Raw genomic sequence first — 16,841 nt, forward strand, 5'->3', positions numbered from 1 at the left:
CCCCCAAGTGGAGCAAAAGGGGTGCGAGGCGGGGCCGGGTACACGTGTCGGTGGGTGAAGGAGCGGGCACGCAGGGGTGGGCCGGGCTAGCCTGGGTGCCGTCCCCCACCCCGGATGGAGAAGGTGTGCCAGTGACCGAGCAGCAGCCGGTGCTCAGCGACGGCGTCATCATCGAGTTCATCGATGGCAAGGACGTGCCCGTCGACCACAAGGAATTCGGTGAGCGGGCCGTGGTGATGCGCGACGCCAAGAACCCCGACGGCCCGATTCTGTACTTCACCGAGGCCGAGTGGGACGCCTTCATCGCCGGCGTCAAGGACGGCGAGTTCGACGACCTCCTGGAGGAGGAGCCGCCGCAGGAGCAGGCCCAGCAGGATTAGGAGATCCGCGCGGTGCGGCTGTCGCCCAGCAGGACGAACCGCCCGCTGCGCACCTGGTAGGCGTAGACGACGGCGTCGATGATCTCGCCCTTGGCGGTGAACCGGATCCGCTGGGTCACCCCCTGCCGGTCCATCGTGCCGAAATAGGCGTTGATCTCCTCGCCGGTGCGCTTTCCCGCGGCCAGCGCGTCCAGGACGGCGTTCGCCGCGTCGTAGCCCTCGGCCGCGAACGTCTCCGGCTGCGCTCCGCCGTTGGCCTTGGCGTACCGCTTCAGGAAGTCGGCGTATTGCGGGGTCACCACCGTGGTCGCGCCGGGGTTGAGACAGGAGCAGGTGAGCACCGCGCCCTCGGCCGCCGTTCCCGCCAGGGTGGTCAGCTGGGGGTCGAACGAGCCGTCGGTGAGGTAGAAGCGGGCGCTCACGCCCTCTTGGCGCGCTTGTTTGATCAGCGGCGCGGCCTGCGGGTAGAGGCCGCCGTAGAACACCGCGTCGACGCCCGAGCGCTTCATCTCGCGGACGAGGGCGGAGAAGTCCTGCGCCTGCTCGGGGACGCGTTTGCGCAGCACATTCACCGAGCCGGTCTCCAGCCGGGTCTGGAAGACGTTGGCGGTGGTCCGCGCGTAGAGGGTCCCGTCGTCGATCACCATGACGTTGTTCGGGGGGCCGGATCGCAGCGCCAGGTCGGCGAGGGCGACGGCGGACGCGTCGGTGTCGGGCACGACGGTGTGCCAGTATTGCCAGCCCTGTTCGGACAGGCTCTCGGCGGTGGCGCCCGGCGAGACGCTGGGCACGTGGTACTGCTCCAGCAGCGGTGCCATCCGCTGGGCCTCGCCGCTCAGCGCGGGCCCGACCAGCGCCTGCACCTCGTCATCGGCGATCCGGGGCGCCACCGCCGCCGCGCCCTCCTCCCTGCCCTTCGTGTCGTACTCCACCAGCCGCGCCCGCACCCGCGGGCCGCGGGCGTTGTACTCGGCCACCGCCAGCCGGGCGCCGGCGAGCATGGGCCGGCCGAGGTGAGCGCTATCGCCCGACAGGGGGCCGACGAAGCCTAGGGTGACGGTCGTCCCGCCGCCGCTCCCGCCGTTTTCGCCGCCGCGCAGCAGCGGGGCCACCGCGAACGGCAGGATGATCGCCGAGGCGGCCAGCGGGATGGCGGCGATCAGGGCGGATCGCCGCCGGCGGCGCGGGCGGCGTGCGGGCGGCACGGTGTCCGGCGGTGACACCTGCGGCGGCGGAGAGCCCGCGGGCACGTTCTTGATCACTTCGGTCAGCCGGGTGGTGACGAGGGTCGCGCCGCGTTCCAGCGGATCGCCGGAGCCGGACGGGGAGTGCGCGCCGACCAGGCCGAGCAGGCGCAGCAGCACATCCTGGGCGGACGGGCGGCGCTCGGGAGCCTTGGCCAGGCAGGCGCCGACGATCTCGGCCAGCGGCCCCGGCAGCACGCCGACGTCGGCCTCGGCGTGCAGGACGCGGTGCATCACCGCCGGGACCGAGTCCCCGCCGAACGGGGGACGCCCGGTGGCGGCGAACAGGAGGGTGCCGCCCCACGCGAACACGTCGGTCGCGGGGCCGATCGCGCTGCCCGCCACCTGCTCGGGCGCCATGTAGGCGGGTGTTCCGACGACCTGGCTGGTGACGATGGCGGTGTCGTCGCCCAGGGCGCGGGCGATGCCGAAGTCGATGACGCGCGGGCCCCCGGCCCCCATCAGCACGTTCTGCGGTTTGAAGTCGCGGTGCACGACCCCGGCGCGGTGGATGGCCGCCAGCGCCGTGGCGGTGCCGATCGCCAGCCGCAGCAGCGCGGAGTCGTCCATCGGCCCCTCGTCGCGGACCAGCGCGGCCAGCGACGGCCCGGACACGAACTCGCTGACGATGTAGGGCCGGTCGCCGTCGACGTCGGCGTCCAGCACCCGCGCCGTGCAGAACCCGGCGACCCGCTTGGCGACCTCCAGTTCCCGCACGAACCGGGAGCGGGCGGCGGGGTCGCGGCTGAGCCGGGCGTGCAGCAGCTTGACCGCGACCTGCCTGCCGTCCGCGTCGCGCCCGAGGTAGACCGCGCCCTGGCCGCCCTCGCCGAGCCGCCCGGTCAGCGTGTACGCGCCCAGCCGGGTCGGGTCGTCCGGAAGCAGGGGTTCGGCCATCGGGTCCTCCAGGGCGCGTCGCGACTTGCCATCTGTTCGACGCGCACCGGCCCGGTTCAGTTGGTCAGTTCGTGCCAGCGGGCGGTGAGGAGGCGTTCGCCGTCGGGGGTGAGGTCGCCGAACAGGCGCAGGCGGGCCAGGCCGCCGTCGGGGTGGATGTCGACGCGGACGTGGGTGACCTCGCGGTCGCCGGGCAGGCGGAAGCGGTGCCGCCCGTCGGGCTGCACGCGGGTGCGGGCAAGGAGTTCCCGCCAGGCGGACGCGTCGTCCAGGGAGGCGCGGCGGGCGTCCAGTCCCCACAGCGCGACGGCGCCGGGCGCGTTGTACCGCAGGTTGCTGGTGTCGATCTCGGCGAGGCGGATCACGCCGGGGGCGGCGAGCCGGACGACCGCCCATTCGTTGCCGGGTTCGCGGCGCCGCGCGGTCTCCCACCCTTCGGACTGGTTGCGGGCCGGCCCGGGGTGCAGCATGTTGTCGGGCGCCGAGTAGAACCCGTTGGAGCAGGCGACGACGCGGCCGCCGTTCTCCAGCGCGGCCAGGTCGATGGTGAGGCCGGTGAGCAGCCGCGGGTCGGGGACGACGTCGCCGTGCACGCGCAGCCGGGCCACGCCGCCGTCGGGGTGGATGTTCAGCCGCACGTGGGTGAAGCGCCGCTCCACCCCCGCGACGGTGAACTCGTGCGCGGTGTCGCCTTTGAGCGGGCTCATGGGGACGATCTCCACCCAGTCGGCGGCGGCGACCTCGTCGGGCGAGGGGTGGCCGTCCACCGCGCACGCCTCCACCGACGCCTGCGGCGGGAAGTTGCCGGTGAAGTGGGCGGTGTCGATGACGACGCCGCGGATGACGCCGGGCAGGCCGAGCCGGACGACCGCCCAGTCGTGCCCGAGCCGCCCGTCCGGGCCGGGGCGGCGCCGCGCGGTCTCCCAGCCGTCGTACTCCTGCCCCTTGGCGCCGAACGTCTGCGGCCGGAACACCGGGGCCCACGGGTTGATCAGGTTCTCCTTGGCGGCGAACGACTCGTCGCTGGCGGCGATCACCGAGCCGCCCAGGGTCCGTACGGCCAGGTCGGGCAGGGCGGTGGCGTCGCTCACGGGCGCACCCTGGTCAGCAGTTCGCCGCGCGGCGTGCCGTCGTCGACGAGCACGCCCCGCACCCAGGTGGCCCGGACGACGCCGCTCAGCGTGCGTCCCGCGTACGGGGTGACGGGGTGGCGGTGCCGCAGCCGGTCGGGATCGACCATGAACGTCCGGTCGGCGGCGAACGCGACCAGGTCGGCGTCGTGCCCGACGGCGATGCGGCCCTTGCGGGCGTCCAGGCCGGCGAGCGCGGCCGGCTCCTCGGCCATCCAGCGCGCCACCGCGTCCAGCCCGTGCCCGCGGGAGGCGGCGGCCGTCCACATCACGGGCAGGGCGATCTGCAGGGAGGAGATTCCGCCCCACGCGGTGCGGAAGTCGCCGCGTTTGAGTTGCGGCGTGCAGGGCGAGTGGTCGGACACCACGCAGGAGATCACGCCGTCGGTGAGCGCTCCCCACAGCTCCTCGCGGTTGGCCTTGTCGCGGATGGGCGGGCAGCACTTGAACGAGGTGCCGGTCACGCCGGGGACGTCCTCGGGCGCGAGCGTCAGGTAGTGCGGGCAGGTCTCGGCGGTCACCGGCAGCCCGTCGCGCTGGGCGTCGGCGATCGGTTCCAGGCAGGCGGCGGCGGACAGGTGCAGGATGTGCGCGCGCACGCCCGTCTCCTCCACCAGGCGGATCACCCGTTGCACGGCGGCGCGTTCGGCGTCCGGCGGGCGGGACGCGGCGAACGCGGCGAAGTCGGCGCCGCGCGGCTCGCCCAGCGCGTCCGGGTCCTCGGCGTGCACGGCCACCAGCCCGCCGAGCATGGCGATCTCGGCGAACGCCTCGCGCATCTGCCGGGGCGTCAGCGGCGGGAACTCCGGCACGCCCGAGTCGCAGGTGAAGCACTTGAACCCGAACACGCCCCGCTCGTGCAGGGGCCGCAGCTGCGGCAGGTTGCCGGGGACGGCGCCGCCCCAGAACCCCACGTCCACGAAGCACTGGCCGGCCGCCGTCTTGCGCTTGACCGCCAGGGCGTAGGGCTCGGTGGTCGGGGGCAGCGAGTTGAGCGGCATGTCGATCAGCGTCGTCACGCCCCCGGCCGCGGCGGCGCGCGTGGCGCTGGCGAAGCCCTCCCATTCGGTGCGTCCCGGCTCGTTGACGTGCACGTGGGTGTCGACCAGGCCCGGCAGCAGCGCGACGTCGCCGAGATCGACCTCCTCGGCGGCGGCGAACGGGGCGTCCAGGGCTCCGATCGCGGCGATCACCCCGTGCCGCACGGCCACCGCGGCCGCCCGCTCCCCCGTCGGCAGCACCGTCCGGCGGGAGCGGACGACCAGATCGTACGGTTCGTTGACCTCGGTCACTGTGTTCACGCGGCACCCCCTGGCAGGGATATCTCCTCAGGACGGACGGGTACTCGTGTGAGCGGCCGGCCGGTCGCGTCCCGGATGGCGGCGACGATCGCGGGTGTGGACGACAGGGTGGGCGGCTCGCCCGCGCCGCGCAGCCCGTAGGGGGCGTGCGGATCCGGGTATTCGACGATGTCCAGCCGCATCGGCGGCATGTCGAGGATGGTGGGGATCAGGTAGTCGGTGAACGACGGGTTGCGGACCCGGCCGCCGGTCACCTGGATCTCCTCCATCAGCGCCAGCCCGAGCCCCTGCGCGGTGCCGCCGTGGATCTGGCCCTCCAGCGCCTGCGGGTTCATGATCTTGCCGACGTCCTGGACGGCGGCCAGCTCCACCACCTTGACCAGGCCGAGTTCGACGTCCACGTCCACCACGGCCCGGTGCACGCACAGGGCGAGCTGGTTGTGGCTGTCGCCCTGCCCGGTGACGGGGTCCATCCGCTGCGTGGGCCGGTGGTGGTACTCGCGGGTCGCCTCGATGGCGTCGCCGCCGAGGATCTCCTCGATCGACGCCACGACCTCCGCGTCCCGCGCCACGATCTTGCCGTCGCGCACCGACAGCCCGGACGCGTCGAGCCCGAGCCGCCGCCCGGCCCGCGCCAGCAGCTCGGCCCGCACGGCCTCGCAGGCGGTCTTGACGGCGCCGCCGGTCATGTAGGACTGGCGGGACGCGCTGGACGACCCGGCGTCCCCCACCCGGTTGTCGGCGGGGTGGATCGTCACCCGCTGCACGCCCAGCTCGGTGCGGGCGATCTGCGCCTGCAGGGTGACCAGGCCCTGCCCGACCTCGGCGGCGGCCGTGTGCACCAGCGCGGCCGGCTCCCCGCCGATCACCTCCAGCCGCACCCGCGCCGTGGAGTAGTCGTCGAACCCCTCGGAGAAGCAGATGTTCTTCAGGCCGACGCCGTAGCCGACGCCGCGCACGACGCCCTCGCCGTGCGTGGTCTGGGACGCGCCGCCCGGCAGGTCGCGGATGTCGGGGGACGGGCCGGGCGGCGGTGGCATCGGCATCGCCTCCAGCCGGTCCAGCAGCTCGGCCAGCGGCGCCGGGGAGTCGATCACCTGGCCGGTGGCCAGCCTGGAGCCCTGGCGGACGGCGTTGCGGCGCCGCACCTCCAGCGGGCCGATCCCGCAGGCCGCGGCCAGTTTGTCCATCATCGACTCGTAGGCGAAGCACGCCTGCACCGCGCCGAACCCGCGCATCGCGCCGCACGGCGGGTTGTTGGTGTACACGCCGTACGCGTCGATGCTGATGTTGGGGATCTCGTACGGGCCGACGCCCAGCGAGGCCGCGTTGGCGGTGACGTTCAGCGTGGAGGAGGTGTACGCGCCGCCGTCCAGCACGATCTCCACGTCGGCGTACAGCAGGCGGCCGTCGCGGGTGGCGCCGTACTCGTACCGCATCAGCGCCGGATGCCGGTGCACGTGCCCGAAGAACGACTCGTACCGGTTGTAGGACATCTTCACCGGACGGCCCGTGCGCAGCGCCAGCATGCCCGCGTGGATCTGCATCGACAGGTCCTCGCGTCCGCCGAACGCGCCGCCCACGCCCGCCAGCGTCATGCGGATCTGGTCCTCGCGCAGCCCCAGGCACGGCGCGATCTGCCGCAGGTCGTTGTGCATCCACTGGGTGGACACGTACATGTCCAGGCCGCCGTCCTCGGCGGGCACGGCCAGCCCGGATTCGGGGCCGAGGAACGCCTGGTCCTGGATGCCGACCTCGTACTCGCCCGACACCACGACCTCGGCCCGCCGCTTGGCCTGCGCGACGTCCCCCACGCGGACGGGCTGGTACCGGCAGATGCCGCCGCGCTCCTGCACCCGGTTGCCTTCGGGGTCGGCGATGACGGCGCGCGGGTCGGTGACCGGTTCCAGCACCTCCCACTCGACCGCGATCTTCTCCATCGCGCGGCGTGCGATCTCCGGGTGGTCGGCGGCGACCAGCGCGACCGGCTCGCCCTGGTGGCGGACCTCGCCGATGGCCAGCACCGGCTGGTCCCGCGTGCCGTCCAGCCCGTACACCTTCTCGCCGGGGACGTCCTCGTGCGTCAGGACGGCGTGCACGCCCGGTGTGGCCAGCGCGGGGCCGATGTCGATCGAGGCGATGCGGGCGCGCGGGTGCGGGCTGCGCAGCGTGGCGCCCCACAGCATGCCGTCCATCCACAGGTCGGACGCGTAGGCGAACTCGCCGGTGACCTTCAGGGTGCCGTCGGGCCGGGGCGGGCTGTCCCCCACCCCGCCGAGGCCGGGCGCGGCGATCCGGCCGGGGCTGCGCGGCGGCGCGGCCATCACACCACCTCCTCGGCGAGCGCCATGAGACGGCGGTGGGCGTCGGCGCCGCGGCGGGCGGCCTCGTCCTGCGGGACGGTGACGAGCACGCCGTCCTCGACCACGGTGCGGCCGCCGACCAGCAGGCGGGCCAGCGGCGGCGTCTGCCCGAACACCAGCGCCACCACGGGGTCGTCGACGGCGGCGTGGAAGCCGTCCACCCGCCACAGCGCGATGTCGGCGAGCCGGCCCGGCTCCAGCGTGCCGAGTTCGTCCTGGCGGCCCAGGCAGCGGGCGCCGCCGAGGGTGGCCATCTCCAGGGCCTGCCGGGCGGTCAGCGCGGTCGGCCCGTACCGGGCGCGCTGCATGTAGACGGCCTGCCGCAGCTCCCCGGCCAGCGGCACCAGTTCCGCCGACGCCGCCCCGTCCACGCCCAGCCCGACCGGTGCGCCCGCCGCCAGCAGGTGCGCTACGCGGGCGATGCCGGCGCCGAGCCGCGCGTTGGAGCTGGGGCAGTGCGCCGTTGCGGTGCCGGTCTCGGCCAGCCGCGCGATGTCGGAGTCGTGCAGGTGGACGCAGTGCGCCAGCCAGACGTCGGAGCCCAGCCAGCCGATGGAGTCCATGTACTCGACGGGCGTCATGCCGAACTGCTGCTTGGTGTGCTCTTCCTCGTCGAGGGTCTCGGCGAGGTGGGTGTGCAGCCGGACGCCCTTGGCGCGGGCCAGCCCGGCCGCCGCCACCAGCAGCTCCTTATTCACCGAGAACGGCGAGCACGGCGCGACCGCGACGCGCAGCATCGACCCGGGCGAGGCGTCGTGGTACCGGTCGATCGCGGTCTCGGTCTCGGCGAGGATCGTGTCGAGGTCCTCGACCACCTCGTCCGGCGGCAGGCCGCCGTGGGAGCGGCCGCGGTCCATGGAGCCGCGGCACGGGTGGAAACGGACGCCCACCTCGGCCGCCGCCTCGATCTCGGCGGCGAACAGGTCGCCGCGCCCCTTGGGGAACACGTAGTGGTGGTCGGTCGTGGTGGTGCACCCCGACAGCGCCAGCCAGGCGAGGCCCGCGCCGGCCGCGCCCTGCACCACCTCGGCGTCCATCCGCGCCCACACCCGGTAGGACGCCACCAGCCACTCGAACAGCGTGCTGTCGACGGCCAGGCCCTGGGTCGCCCACTGGTACAGGTGGTGGTGGGTGTTGACCAGGCCGGGGGTGGCCAGGCAGCCGGTGCCGTCGATCCGCTCCGCGCCGTCGATGCGCGGCGCGGGCCCGGGGCCCACCGCCGCGATGCGGTCGCCGTCGATGACGATGTGCCCGCCGGGATGCTCGTCCCCCGCCACGGTGACGACGTAGGCGTTCTCGATGACCTTCATCGGGCGGCCGCCTTCCGCCGCGCGGCCAGCCGCACCGCGTCGAGGATCTTCTCGTATCCGGTGCAGCGGCACAGGTTGCCCGCCAGCGCCTCGCGGATCTGCGCGTCCTGCGGGTCGGGCACGCGGCTGAGCAGGTCGTGCGCCTGGACGACCAGCCCCGGCGTGCAGAACCCGCACTGCACGGCGCCCGCCTCCACGAACGCCTCCTGCACCGGATCGAGCCGCTCGCCGCCCCGGTCGGCCAGCCCCTCCACGGTGCGGACGCGGCGCCCCTCCACCTGCCCGGCGGCCACCAGGCAGGCGCACACCGGCACATCGTCCAGGTGCACCGTGCACGACCCGCATTCGCCCTGCTCGCATGCGTTCTTGGAGCCGGGCAGGCCCAGCCGCTCGCGCAGCACGTACAGCAGGCTCTCGCCCTCCCACACGTCGTCGACGGTCTGCGCGCAACCGTTGACGGTGAAGTTGACCCGCATCACGAGGCCCTCCGTCCAGCCACGTAGTCGTTCCAGGCCCAGCTCAGCGTGCGGCGCGCCAGGACCGCCAGTGCGTGCCGGCGGTAGCGGGCGGTGCCGCGCACGTCGTCGATCGGGGACGCCGCGGCGGCGGCCAGCTCGCCGAACCGCCGCGCGACCGCCGGGTCCAGCGGCCGCCGCCCCGTCCAGTCCAGCTCGGCCGACGCGAACTCCTCGGCGGCGGTGGCGCGGCGCGGCGTCGGCGCCGCCGACCCCAGCCCGGTGCCGACCCGGCGCCGCTCGGGGTGCAGCGCGACGGCGAACGAGCACACCGCGATCACCATGGCGTTGCGGGTGCCGACCTTGGCGAAGTACTGGGGGCCGCTCGCCGGGGCGATCCAGAACGCCCGGATCAGCTCGTCGTCGCGCAGCGCGTTCGCCTTGACGCCGGTGAAGAACTCCGCCGCCGGGATCATCCGCACGCCGCGCCGCGCCGACTCCACCTCGATCTCGGCGCCGCCCGCCAGCAGCGGCGGATGCCCGTCCCCGGCGGGCGAGGCCGCGCCCAGGTTCCCGCCGATCGTGCCGCGGTTGCGGATCTGCGGCGACCCCACCGTGCGGGACGCCTGCGCCAGCCCCGGCAGCCGGTCGCCCAGCTCCGCGATGAGCCGCGCGTACGGCACCCCGGCGCCGACCCGCAGCCGCCCGTCGTCGGCGACGTCCCACTCGGCCAGCTCCTTCACCGGGTTCAGGTCGAGCAGCGCCTCGGGGCGGCGCACATCGAAGTTGATCTCGACCATGACGTCCGTGCCGCCCTGGATGGGCACGGCGCCGGGCCGCTCGGCCTTGGCGGCCAGCGCGTCCGCCCAGCTCGCCGGACGCAGGAACTCCATGCCCCTCCCTTAGCTCCAGGCCCCCGGCGCCGTCGGGACCGCGTCGTCCAGGACGGTGCCCTCGATCAGCCCGTACGGGCGGTCCGCGGCGAAGAAGACCTCGTTGTCGTTGTCCATGCCGAACGGCGTCAGGTCCACCGCGAAGTGATGCTTGTTCGGCATGGACAGCCGTACCTCGCAGATCTCCCCGCACTCGGCCAGCACATGCCGCCCCATCTGGTACAGCGTCTGCTGCAGCGACAGGCTGTGGGTGCCGGCGAACGCCTCCAGCAGGCACCTTCTGGCCCGCTCGTACGACCGCCCCCATGCGGCGTCGGTGCCCCGGTGCCGCCAGCGCGCCGTCACCGACGTCGCCAGGATCCGGTCGCGGGTGGGTTCCAGGGTGGTGTACTCGTCGCGGATGAACCCGTGGAACTCGCTGCCGGTGGAGTTGAGAACCACCAGGTCCGTCAGCCCCGACACCACCGACTCGCGCCCGCCCGGCCCGTCGCTGTGGACGAGCGCCGTCCTGACCTCCCGGCCCGACCTGACGAACGAGTGGGGGCCCTGGCGCTCCCAGGCGTACTCTGCGATCTCGACCCGGGCGTGCCGGATGGTCGGCTGCGAGGCGACGAAGTGCCGGGCCAGCAGCAGCCCGAACTCCTCGATCTCCCCGACGCCGTGCTTGCGGGCGAAGGCGAACACGGTGTTCTTCTGCGAGTCCGTCGGCAGGACCGCCGAGTTGTCGCCCGTCAGGTGCACCGCGTCCATGTCCCCCGACAGCGAGATGCTGACGTTGAGGTCCCTGAGGTGATGCGTCTCGCCGTCCCTGCTGACGTGGACGACCCGCGTCTCGGCCTTGCCGTACCGGTTCGGCCCCAGAACGATCGCCACCGGCCTACCCTCCTCCCAGCAGCTTCGCCAGCCGCAACTCGGTGATCTTCGCCAGCTCGTCGCGGACCACCGCCCGCTCGGACTCGGGGTCGTTGGCCAGCCGGGTGCGCAGCGCAGCCAGCATCTCCGCCGCGCTGCGCCCCGTCGCGCAGATCAGGAACACGTGCCCGAACCGCCGCTCGTACTCCCGGTTGCCTTCGACGAGAGCGGCCTTCAGATCGTCGTCGGCGCCCGCCATCCCGGCCTGCTCGTTGCGCGACCAGGCCGCTTCCCGCGACGCACCGCCCGCGCGCTCGCCGATCCGGGGATGGGCCCGCAGCGCCTCCTCGATGTCGCCCCATTCCAGGCCGTCCATCGCGTCGGCGGTGGCCGCCCACAGCGCCGCCCGGTCGGCGAACGGCCGCTTCGCCGCCACCTGCGCCGCCCACCGCCGCGAGGCGCAGCACGTGCGCAGCTCGGCCTCCGCCTCCGCCCGGGGCAGCCCGTTCAACCGCCGCAGACCAGGATCCACCGGCACCTCCCGACGTGTGGGTGCTGTCCCCCGAGTACACACACCTCATGCCGCCGGGTCGAGATCCGGTTCCCCCGAACACCGCCGCCGCCTCGCACCGGAATTCGTACGTTTCTACAAACCGCGGAGCGTTAGGCGTGCCACAGGGCGACGATCGGCCGGGTGGCCAGCCGGGAGGGTACGGCGCGCAGCATCGCGTCGCGCAGCCACGCGGCGGCGCCGGTCTGGGAGGTCAGCCGCGACTGCCGGCCGCCGCCCGCATCATGCGGTTGGCGCTGGGCCTGCGTTCGGCGTCGTCGCGCAGGAGACGTCGGACGACGTCCCCCGGCTCGGCTCCGGCCAGGTGGCGGGTCAGCGCGGCCGCATCCTGGAACGCCTGGCCGGCGCCCTGGCCGAGGTCGGGCGGCATGGCGTGCGCAGCATCGCCGAGGTGAAGCTTATAGTAATTGAGTAGTAACGTACAGTATGCATCCAGTTGGCGGGCGCCTGCGATGCACCCATATCCGGTGCCCAGGGCGCTGGACACGGTTCGGGAGGGTGGGGCCTGGTCGTGGAGGGTCTGGTGGGGGAAAGTGGAACAGGTTACAGTCTGGGTGAATCCGGTTCGGGACGTTGCGTCTGGGAGGCACCGCTATGGGCAGGCCGGTGATAGTCGAGGCGGTGCGCACGCCGCTGGGCAAGCGCAACGGGTGGCTGGCGGGGCTCAAGGCGCAGGCCGTCCTGGCGCACGTGCTCAGGGCGGTCGTGGAGCGGGCGGAGGTGGACGCGGCCGAGGTGGAGGAGGTCTTCGCCGGGTGCGTCACGCAGGCCGGCGAGCAGGGCGGCCATGTGGGCCGGTACGCCTGGCTGTACGCGGGGCTGCCATGGCAGACGGGTGTCACGACCATCGACGCGCAGTGCGGGTCGGCGCAGCAGGCGGTGCACCTGGCGGCGGCGCAGATCGCGGCGGGCACCGTGGACGTGGCGATCGGGTGCGGCGTGGAGGTGATGAGCCGGTCTCCGCTAGGCAGCAACGTGCTGCCCGCCAAGCCGCGTCCGGACGACTGGTCGATCGACATGCCGAACCAGTTCGAGGCCGCCGAGCGGATCGCGCGGCGGCGCGGGCTGACGCGGGACGACCTGGACGCGTTCGGGGTCCGCTCCCAGCAACGGGCCGCCAAGGCATGGGCGGACGGCCGCTTCGACAGGGAGATCGCCCCGATCGACGCGCCCGTGCTGGACGAGAACGGGCAGCCCACCGGGCAGACGCGCACGGTCACCCGCGACCAGGGGCTCAGGGAGACGACGCGCGAGGGGCTGGCCCGGCTCAAGCCCGTCCTGGGCGAGGGGGCGCTGCACACGGCGGGCACGTCCTCGCAGATCTCCGACGGGGCGGCGGCCGTGCTGCTGATGTCGGAGGAGAAGGCCCAGGCGCTGGGGGTGCGTCCGCGCGCGCGCATCAGGGCCCAGGCGCTGGTGGGGGCCGAGCCGTACTACCACCTGGACGGGCCGGTGCAGTCGACCGAGCGGGTGTTGGCCCGCAGCGGGATGACGCTCGGCGACATCGACCTGGTGGAGATCAACGAGGCGTTCGCGTCCGTGGTGCTGTCCTGGGCGTCGGTGCACCGGCCGGACATGGACAAGGTCAATGTCAACGGCGGCGCCATCGCGCTCGGGCATCCGGTGGGCGCGACCGGGGCCCGGTTGGTCACCACGGCGCTGCACGAGCTGGAGCGCCGGGACGCCGCGACCGCGCTGGTCACCATGTGCTGCGGCGGGGCGCTGTCCACGGCGACCGTCCTCGAACGCCTCTGAGCCGGTGCGGCCGCAGCATCCGGGCGGGGGGCTGTAGAGCGTTCCGGTGCCCATCCCCGGCAATCCGCCGGCGTACACGCCGGTCTACGTGCTGGAGAGCGTGCGCGGCCCGGTGCTGGTGGACGAGAACACGAGGACGCCTGGGCGGTGCTCGGCGAGGGGCTCGGCGACTTCCTGGCGTCGCTGCGCCGTGTCGCCGGGCTGCCCGCGGCCGAGCGTGCCGGAGGTGCTGCCCGCCCAGCAGTCCCGCTTCACCGGCCTGGCGGAACGCGCCCGCGCGATCATCGGGCACCACGAGGACCGGCTCGCCGAGGTCGCCGCTGCTGGGCGCCGAGCCGGTGACGCTGTGGCAGGTCGCGGCGGGCCTGCACCGGCGTTCGCCATGGGAGGCGATGGGCTTGGCGGACCGGGAGATGGCCGCGGGCGAGGCGGCTGCGCACCTGCGCACCCTGGAGCGGCGCGGGGTGGCCCGGCGGGACGGGGCGGACGCCCCGATCCGGTTCGTCCGCGCCGCCTGATTCGCCCGACCTGAGCACCGCCGAGGTTCCCTCTGCGCGGCGACGTGCCCGGATGCGACGCGACTCTCTTCCGTGAGACGCTTGATGAGACTCCCGTCTCATGTTAGAACCGGTTCTAGCCAGCAAACCAAGCAAGCGTTCGATCATGGGTGTGGCCGGCGTCCCCGCGACGGCGCCCGCCGCCCCACCCCGACACCCGCTCCGAGGACGGCCATGGCCCCTGAGATCAACGTCATCGATCCCGGCGTCTACGAGAACGGCGGAGTCCCGCACGAGCAGTTCGCCTGGCTGCGCGCGAACGACCCGGTGCACTGGCATCCCGACCCCTACGAGGGGGTGCCGGGGTTCTGGGCGATCACCCGGCACGCGGACGTGGTGCACGTCTCGCGGCATCCGGAGCTGTTCTCCTCGCACACGCGCACCGCGATGTTCGAGGAGTTCACCGACGAGGACATCGCCCTGTACGGGACGATGATGCTGTTCCAGGACCCGCCGGACCACACCCGGCTGCGCGCCATGGTCAACCGCGGCTTCACCCCGCGCATGATCGGCAAGCTGGAGCAGCACATCCGGGACGTCTGCCACCGGCTCATCGACGAGGCGGTGCCGCTCGGCGAGTGCGACTTCGTCGAGCACTTCGCCGCGCCGCTGCCGCTGTACACGATCTGCGAGCTGCTCGGCGCGCCGCTGGAGGAGCGCAAGCAGATCTTCTACTGGTCCAACAAGCTGGTGGCCTTCAACGACCCCGAGTTCATCGGCGACCGCTCCGACAGCATCCGGTACGCCGCCGAGTTCCTGGCCTGGGCGGCCGAGCTGGCCGAAAAACGCGAGTCCGATCCGCGCGACGACATCGTCACCAAGCTGCTGCAGCCCGCGCCGGACGGCAGCCGGCTGAGCCTGTCGGAGTTCCAAATGTTCGTGCTCATGCTGTCGATCGCCGGGAACGAGACCACGCGCACCGCCACCGCGGGCGGCATGCAGGCGTTCTTCGAGCGGCCCGAGCAGTGGGAGCGGCTGAAGGCCGACCGGAGCCTGCTGCCGTCGGCGGTGGAGGAGATCGTCCGCTGGGTGTCACCGATCAACCAATTCCGCCGCACCGCCACCACCGACACCGAAGTCGGCGGCAAGACGATCCGCGCCGGCGACAAGGTGGTGCTGTTCTACCCGTCGGCGAACCGGGACGAGGCGGTGTTCGACGACCCGTTCGCCTTCGACATCGGCCGCGACCCCAACCCGCACCTGGGCTTCGGCGGCGGCGGACCGCACTACTGCCTGGGCACCCACCTGGCCCGGATGAACCTGAAGATCATCTTCGAGACGATCCTGGACCGGGTGCCCGACATCGCCCCGGCGGGCGAACCGCGCCGGCTGCGGTCCAACTTCATCAACGGCTACAAGGAGCTGCCCGTCCGCTTCACTCCCCGCCCCGCCGCAACGCCTAGGAAGTGACGGGCGCCCCGGCATCGATCCGGCCCGATCCCGGCGCCCACGTGCCCGCCGGCAACCCGCACCGGCGCCCGATGCGCCCGTCTCGCCCGCTTGGAGCCGGATGTGCTCTTCGAAACGCTCTTGGACGCTATGCCTAATACTGAACCGTCCGGTAACCTCCGCAGACTAAGGTCTAGTTCAACAAACGGGATAAAGGAGATGCCGGTCCGGGTTCGCGAGGTTCGCGAGGTCCAGGAGGCGTCGGCGCGTGGCTGAGGCGGCCGCGCGGCCACGGCGCCGGCACACGGCCGAGGCATCGCCCAGGGTCCCCCCTACTGGACGGGAGTGGTGCGTGAGCAGGGGCTGGCGTGGCTGAGGCAGAGCAGGCACCGCCCCGGGAGCAGGGCGGTCCGTTGCGCGTCGCACTGCTCTCCTACCGGAGCAAGCCGCACTGCGGCGGCCAGGGCGTGTATCTGCGCCATCTGACCCGCGAGCTGGTCGACCTGGGGCACACCGTGGAGGTCTTCTCCGGGCAGCCCTATCCGGAGCTGGACCGGGACGAGATCGTCCTGACCAAGATCCCCAGCCTGGACCTGTACCGGGACGACGATCCGTTCCGCACCCCGGCGCTCGGCGAGTTCCGCGACTGGATCGACGTGCTGGAGTTCGCCCACATGCGCACCGGCGGCTTCCCCGAGCCGCTGACCTTCAGCCTGCGGATGCTGCGCGAGCTGCGGCGCCGCCGCGGCGACTTCGACGTGGCGCACGACAACCAGGTGCTCGGCCTGGGCAACCTCGGCATCCCCCGGCTGGGCCTGCCGCTGGTCACCAGCATCCACCACCCGATCAGCGTGGACCGGCGGATCGAGCTGGAGGCGGCGCACGGCTGGCTGGAGCGGTTCGGCAAGCGCCGATGGTACGGCTTCGTGGCGATGCAGGCGCAGGTGGCGCGGCGGGTCGGGCCGGTGCTGACCGTCTCGGAGTCCTCCAAGGTGGACATCGTCAAGGACTTCCGGGTCGATCCGCGCGACATCGAGATCCTGCCGCTGGGCGTGGACACCCGGATCTTCCACCCGCGCGGCCCGCGGGTGCCCGGCCGGATCGTGGCGATGGCCAGCGCGGACGCGCCGATCAAGGGCGTGGACGTGCTGCTGCGCGCGGTCGCCAAGGTCGCCACCGAACGCGACGTGCACGTGGTCGTGGTCAGCCGCCCGCAGCCGGACGGCCCCACCGAGCGGCTGGTGCGGGAGCTGGCGCTGGGCGAGCGGGTGCGGTTCGTCAGCGGCATCGGCGACCAGGAGCTGGGCGAGCTGCTGGCGTCCGCCGAGATCGCGGTGGTGCCGTCCCGGTACGAGGGGTTCTCGCTGCCCGCCGTCGAGCACATGGCGTCCGGGACGCCGCTGGTGGCCAGCCGCGCCGGGGCGCTGCCGGAGGTGGTCGGCGACGCGGCCGTGCTGGTGCAGCCGGGCGACGACGAGGAGCTGGCCGCCACGCTGCGCCGCCTGCACGACTCGCCCGCCGAGCGCGCCCGGCTGTCCGAGGCGGCGCTGGCGCGGGTGCGCGAGCGGTTCGCCTGGCGGGCGGTGGCGCAGGCGACGGTGGAGCACTACCGCGCCGCGATCCGCCAGCACCGCTACCTGCGGCTGGCCGCCGCCGCGCGCCGCCGCGACAGACGCCGGCGGCGGTAGCCGGCGCCCGTCCGGGCCCGCACACCGACTGAGGGACGGCCGCGCGCGGTCCCCCG

The 16,841-nt window shown here is 73.5% G+C and carries 16 protein-coding genes; 5 read left to right on the top strand and 11 right to left on the bottom strand.

Features of this window, described 5'->3' with window-relative positions; genetic code table 11:
• The first annotated feature begins 131 nt into the window (after positions 1-131).
• Complete coding sequence (locus QSK22_RS24455; RefSeq protein ID WP_285496689.1) at positions 132-380, top strand: DUF397 domain-containing protein; 249 nt, start codon at positions 132-134, stop codon at positions 378-380.
• Here QSK22_RS24455 and QSK22_RS24460 read toward each other — a convergent pair.
• The 10 genes from QSK22_RS24460 to QSK22_RS24505 form a co-directional block, all read right to left on the bottom strand.
• Entirely contained in the window at positions 377-2,521 is a 2,145-nt protein-coding gene (locus tag QSK22_RS24460; protein ID WP_285496690.1) for a bifunctional serine/threonine-protein kinase/ABC transporter substrate-binding protein, read from the bottom strand. The genes QSK22_RS24455 and QSK22_RS24460 overlap by 4 nt on opposite strands.
• A gap of 56 nt (positions 2,522-2,577) precedes the next feature.
• Positions 2,578-3,612: an allantoicase gene (gene alc / locus QSK22_RS24465; protein WP_285496691.1), complete on the bottom strand. Its 1,035-nt coding sequence runs from the start codon at positions 3,610-3,612 to the stop codon at positions 2,578-2,580.
• Positions 3,609-4,952, bottom strand: a complete 1,344-nt coding sequence (allB, locus tag QSK22_RS24470; protein WP_285496692.1) for an allantoinase AllB — start codon at positions 4,950-4,952, stop codon at positions 3,609-3,611. The genes alc and allB overlap by 4 nt, the downstream gene beginning before the upstream one ends.
• The gene (gene pucD, locus QSK22_RS24475) at positions 4,949-7,276 is read right to left on the bottom strand and encodes a xanthine dehydrogenase subunit D (protein WP_285496693.1); all 2,328 of its coding nucleotides are present in this window, start codon (positions 7,274-7,276) and stop codon (positions 4,949-4,951) included. The genes allB and pucD overlap by 4 nt, the downstream gene beginning before the upstream one ends.
• Positions 7,276-8,625 carry an 8-oxoguanine deaminase gene (locus QSK22_RS24480; RefSeq protein ID WP_285496696.1) on the bottom strand — a complete coding sequence of 450 codons (1,350 nt, stop codon included), beginning with the start codon at positions 8,623-8,625 and terminating at the stop codon, positions 7,276-7,278. The genes pucD and QSK22_RS24480 overlap by 1 nt, the downstream gene beginning before the upstream one ends.
• Entirely contained in the window at positions 8,622-9,101 is a 480-nt protein-coding gene (locus QSK22_RS24485) for a (2Fe-2S)-binding protein (RefSeq protein ID WP_285496766.1), read from the bottom strand. The genes QSK22_RS24480 and QSK22_RS24485 overlap by 4 nt, the downstream gene beginning before the upstream one ends.
• Positions 9,101-9,973: an FAD binding domain-containing protein gene (locus QSK22_RS24490; protein ID WP_285496698.1), complete on the bottom strand. Its 873-nt coding sequence runs from the start codon at positions 9,971-9,973 to the stop codon at positions 9,101-9,103. Before QSK22_RS24490 ends, QSK22_RS24485 begins: the two co-directional genes overlap by 1 nt.
• Before the next feature lie 9 nt (positions 9,974-9,982).
• Entirely contained in the window at positions 9,983-10,846 is an 864-nt protein-coding gene (gene pucL, locus QSK22_RS24495) for a factor-independent urate hydroxylase (protein ID WP_285496699.1), read from the bottom strand.
• A 4-nt stretch (positions 10,847-10,850) separates the two neighbouring features.
• Positions 10,851-11,357 carry a 2-oxo-4-hydroxy-4-carboxy-5-ureidoimidazoline decarboxylase gene (gene uraD, locus QSK22_RS24500; protein ID WP_285496700.1) on the bottom strand — a complete coding sequence of 169 codons (507 nt, stop codon included), beginning with the start codon at positions 11,355-11,357 and terminating at the stop codon, positions 10,851-10,853.
• A 232-nt stretch (positions 11,358-11,589) separates the two neighbouring features.
• Complete coding sequence (locus tag QSK22_RS24505) at positions 11,590-11,883, bottom strand: FAD-dependent oxidoreductase (protein WP_285496702.1); 294 nt, start codon at positions 11,881-11,883, stop codon at positions 11,590-11,592.
• Between the two features lie 107 nt (positions 11,884-11,990).
• Here QSK22_RS24505 and QSK22_RS24510 point away from each other — a divergent pair, with 107 nt between their 5' ends.
• Positions 11,991-13,151 (top strand): steroid 3-ketoacyl-CoA thiolase, encoded by a 1,161-nt coding sequence (locus QSK22_RS24510; RefSeq protein ID WP_285496704.1) that lies wholly within the window; start codon positions 11,991-11,993, stop codon positions 13,149-13,151.
• 84 nt (positions 13,152-13,235) lie between these two features.
• Here the strand turns inward: QSK22_RS24510 and QSK22_RS24515 are convergent, their stop codons facing one another.
• Positions 13,236-13,406, bottom strand: a complete 171-nt coding sequence (locus QSK22_RS24515) for a hypothetical protein (RefSeq protein WP_285496705.1) — start codon at positions 13,404-13,406, stop codon at positions 13,236-13,238.
• Positions 13,407-13,489: 83 nt separating this feature from the next.
• On the opposite strand from QSK22_RS24515, the gene QSK22_RS24520 reads away from it, so the two are divergent.
• From QSK22_RS24520 to QSK22_RS24530, 3 genes are all read left to right on the top strand, one after another.
• Positions 13,490-13,669, top strand: a complete 180-nt coding sequence (locus tag QSK22_RS24520; protein WP_285496707.1) for a hypothetical protein — start codon at positions 13,490-13,492, stop codon at positions 13,667-13,669.
• Between the two features lie 213 nt (positions 13,670-13,882).
• Positions 13,883-15,118 (top strand): cytochrome P450, encoded by a 1,236-nt coding sequence (locus tag QSK22_RS24525; protein ID WP_285496708.1) that lies wholly within the window; start codon positions 13,883-13,885, stop codon positions 15,116-15,118.
• A 347-nt stretch (positions 15,119-15,465) separates the two neighbouring features.
• Complete coding sequence (locus tag QSK22_RS24530) at positions 15,466-16,785, top strand: glycosyltransferase family 4 protein (RefSeq protein ID WP_285496709.1); 1,320 nt, start codon at positions 15,466-15,468, stop codon at positions 16,783-16,785.
• Positions 16,786-16,841: the final 56 nt, after the last annotated feature.

The sequence above is a fragment of the Actinomadura sp. NBRC 104425 genome, from assembly GCF_030269545.1.
GTDB lineage: Bacteria > Actinomycetota > Actinomycetes > Streptosporangiales > Streptosporangiaceae > Spirillospora > Spirillospora keratinilytica.

Excerpts from the sequence above, each read along its gene's own strand:
- QSK22_RS24480 (WP_285496696.1), bottom strand. The coding sequence starts at position 8,625 with ATGAAGGTCATCGAGAACGCCTACGTCGTCACCGTGGCGGGGGACGAG.
- QSK22_RS24490 (WP_285496698.1), bottom strand. The coding sequence starts at position 9,973 with ATGGAGTTCCTGCGTCCGGCGAGCTGGGCGGACGCGCTGGCCGCCAAG.
- QSK22_RS24485 (WP_285496766.1), bottom strand. The coding sequence starts at position 9,101 with ATGCGGGTCAACTTCACCGTCAACGGTTGCGCGCAGACCGTCGACGAC.
- pucD (WP_285496693.1), bottom strand. The coding sequence starts at position 7,276 with ATGGCCGCGCCGCCGCGCAGCCCCGGCCGGATCGCCGCGCCCGGCCTC.
- QSK22_RS24525 (WP_285496708.1), top strand. The coding sequence starts at position 13,883 with ATGGCCCCTGAGATCAACGTCATCGATCCCGGCGTCTACGAGAACGGC.
- QSK22_RS24510 (WP_285496704.1), top strand. The coding sequence starts at position 11,991 with ATGGGCAGGCCGGTGATAGTCGAGGCGGTGCGCACGCCGCTGGGCAAG.
- QSK22_RS24460 (WP_285496690.1), bottom strand. The coding sequence starts at position 2,521 with ATGGCCGAACCCCTGCTTCCGGACGACCCGACCCGGCTGGGCGCGTAC.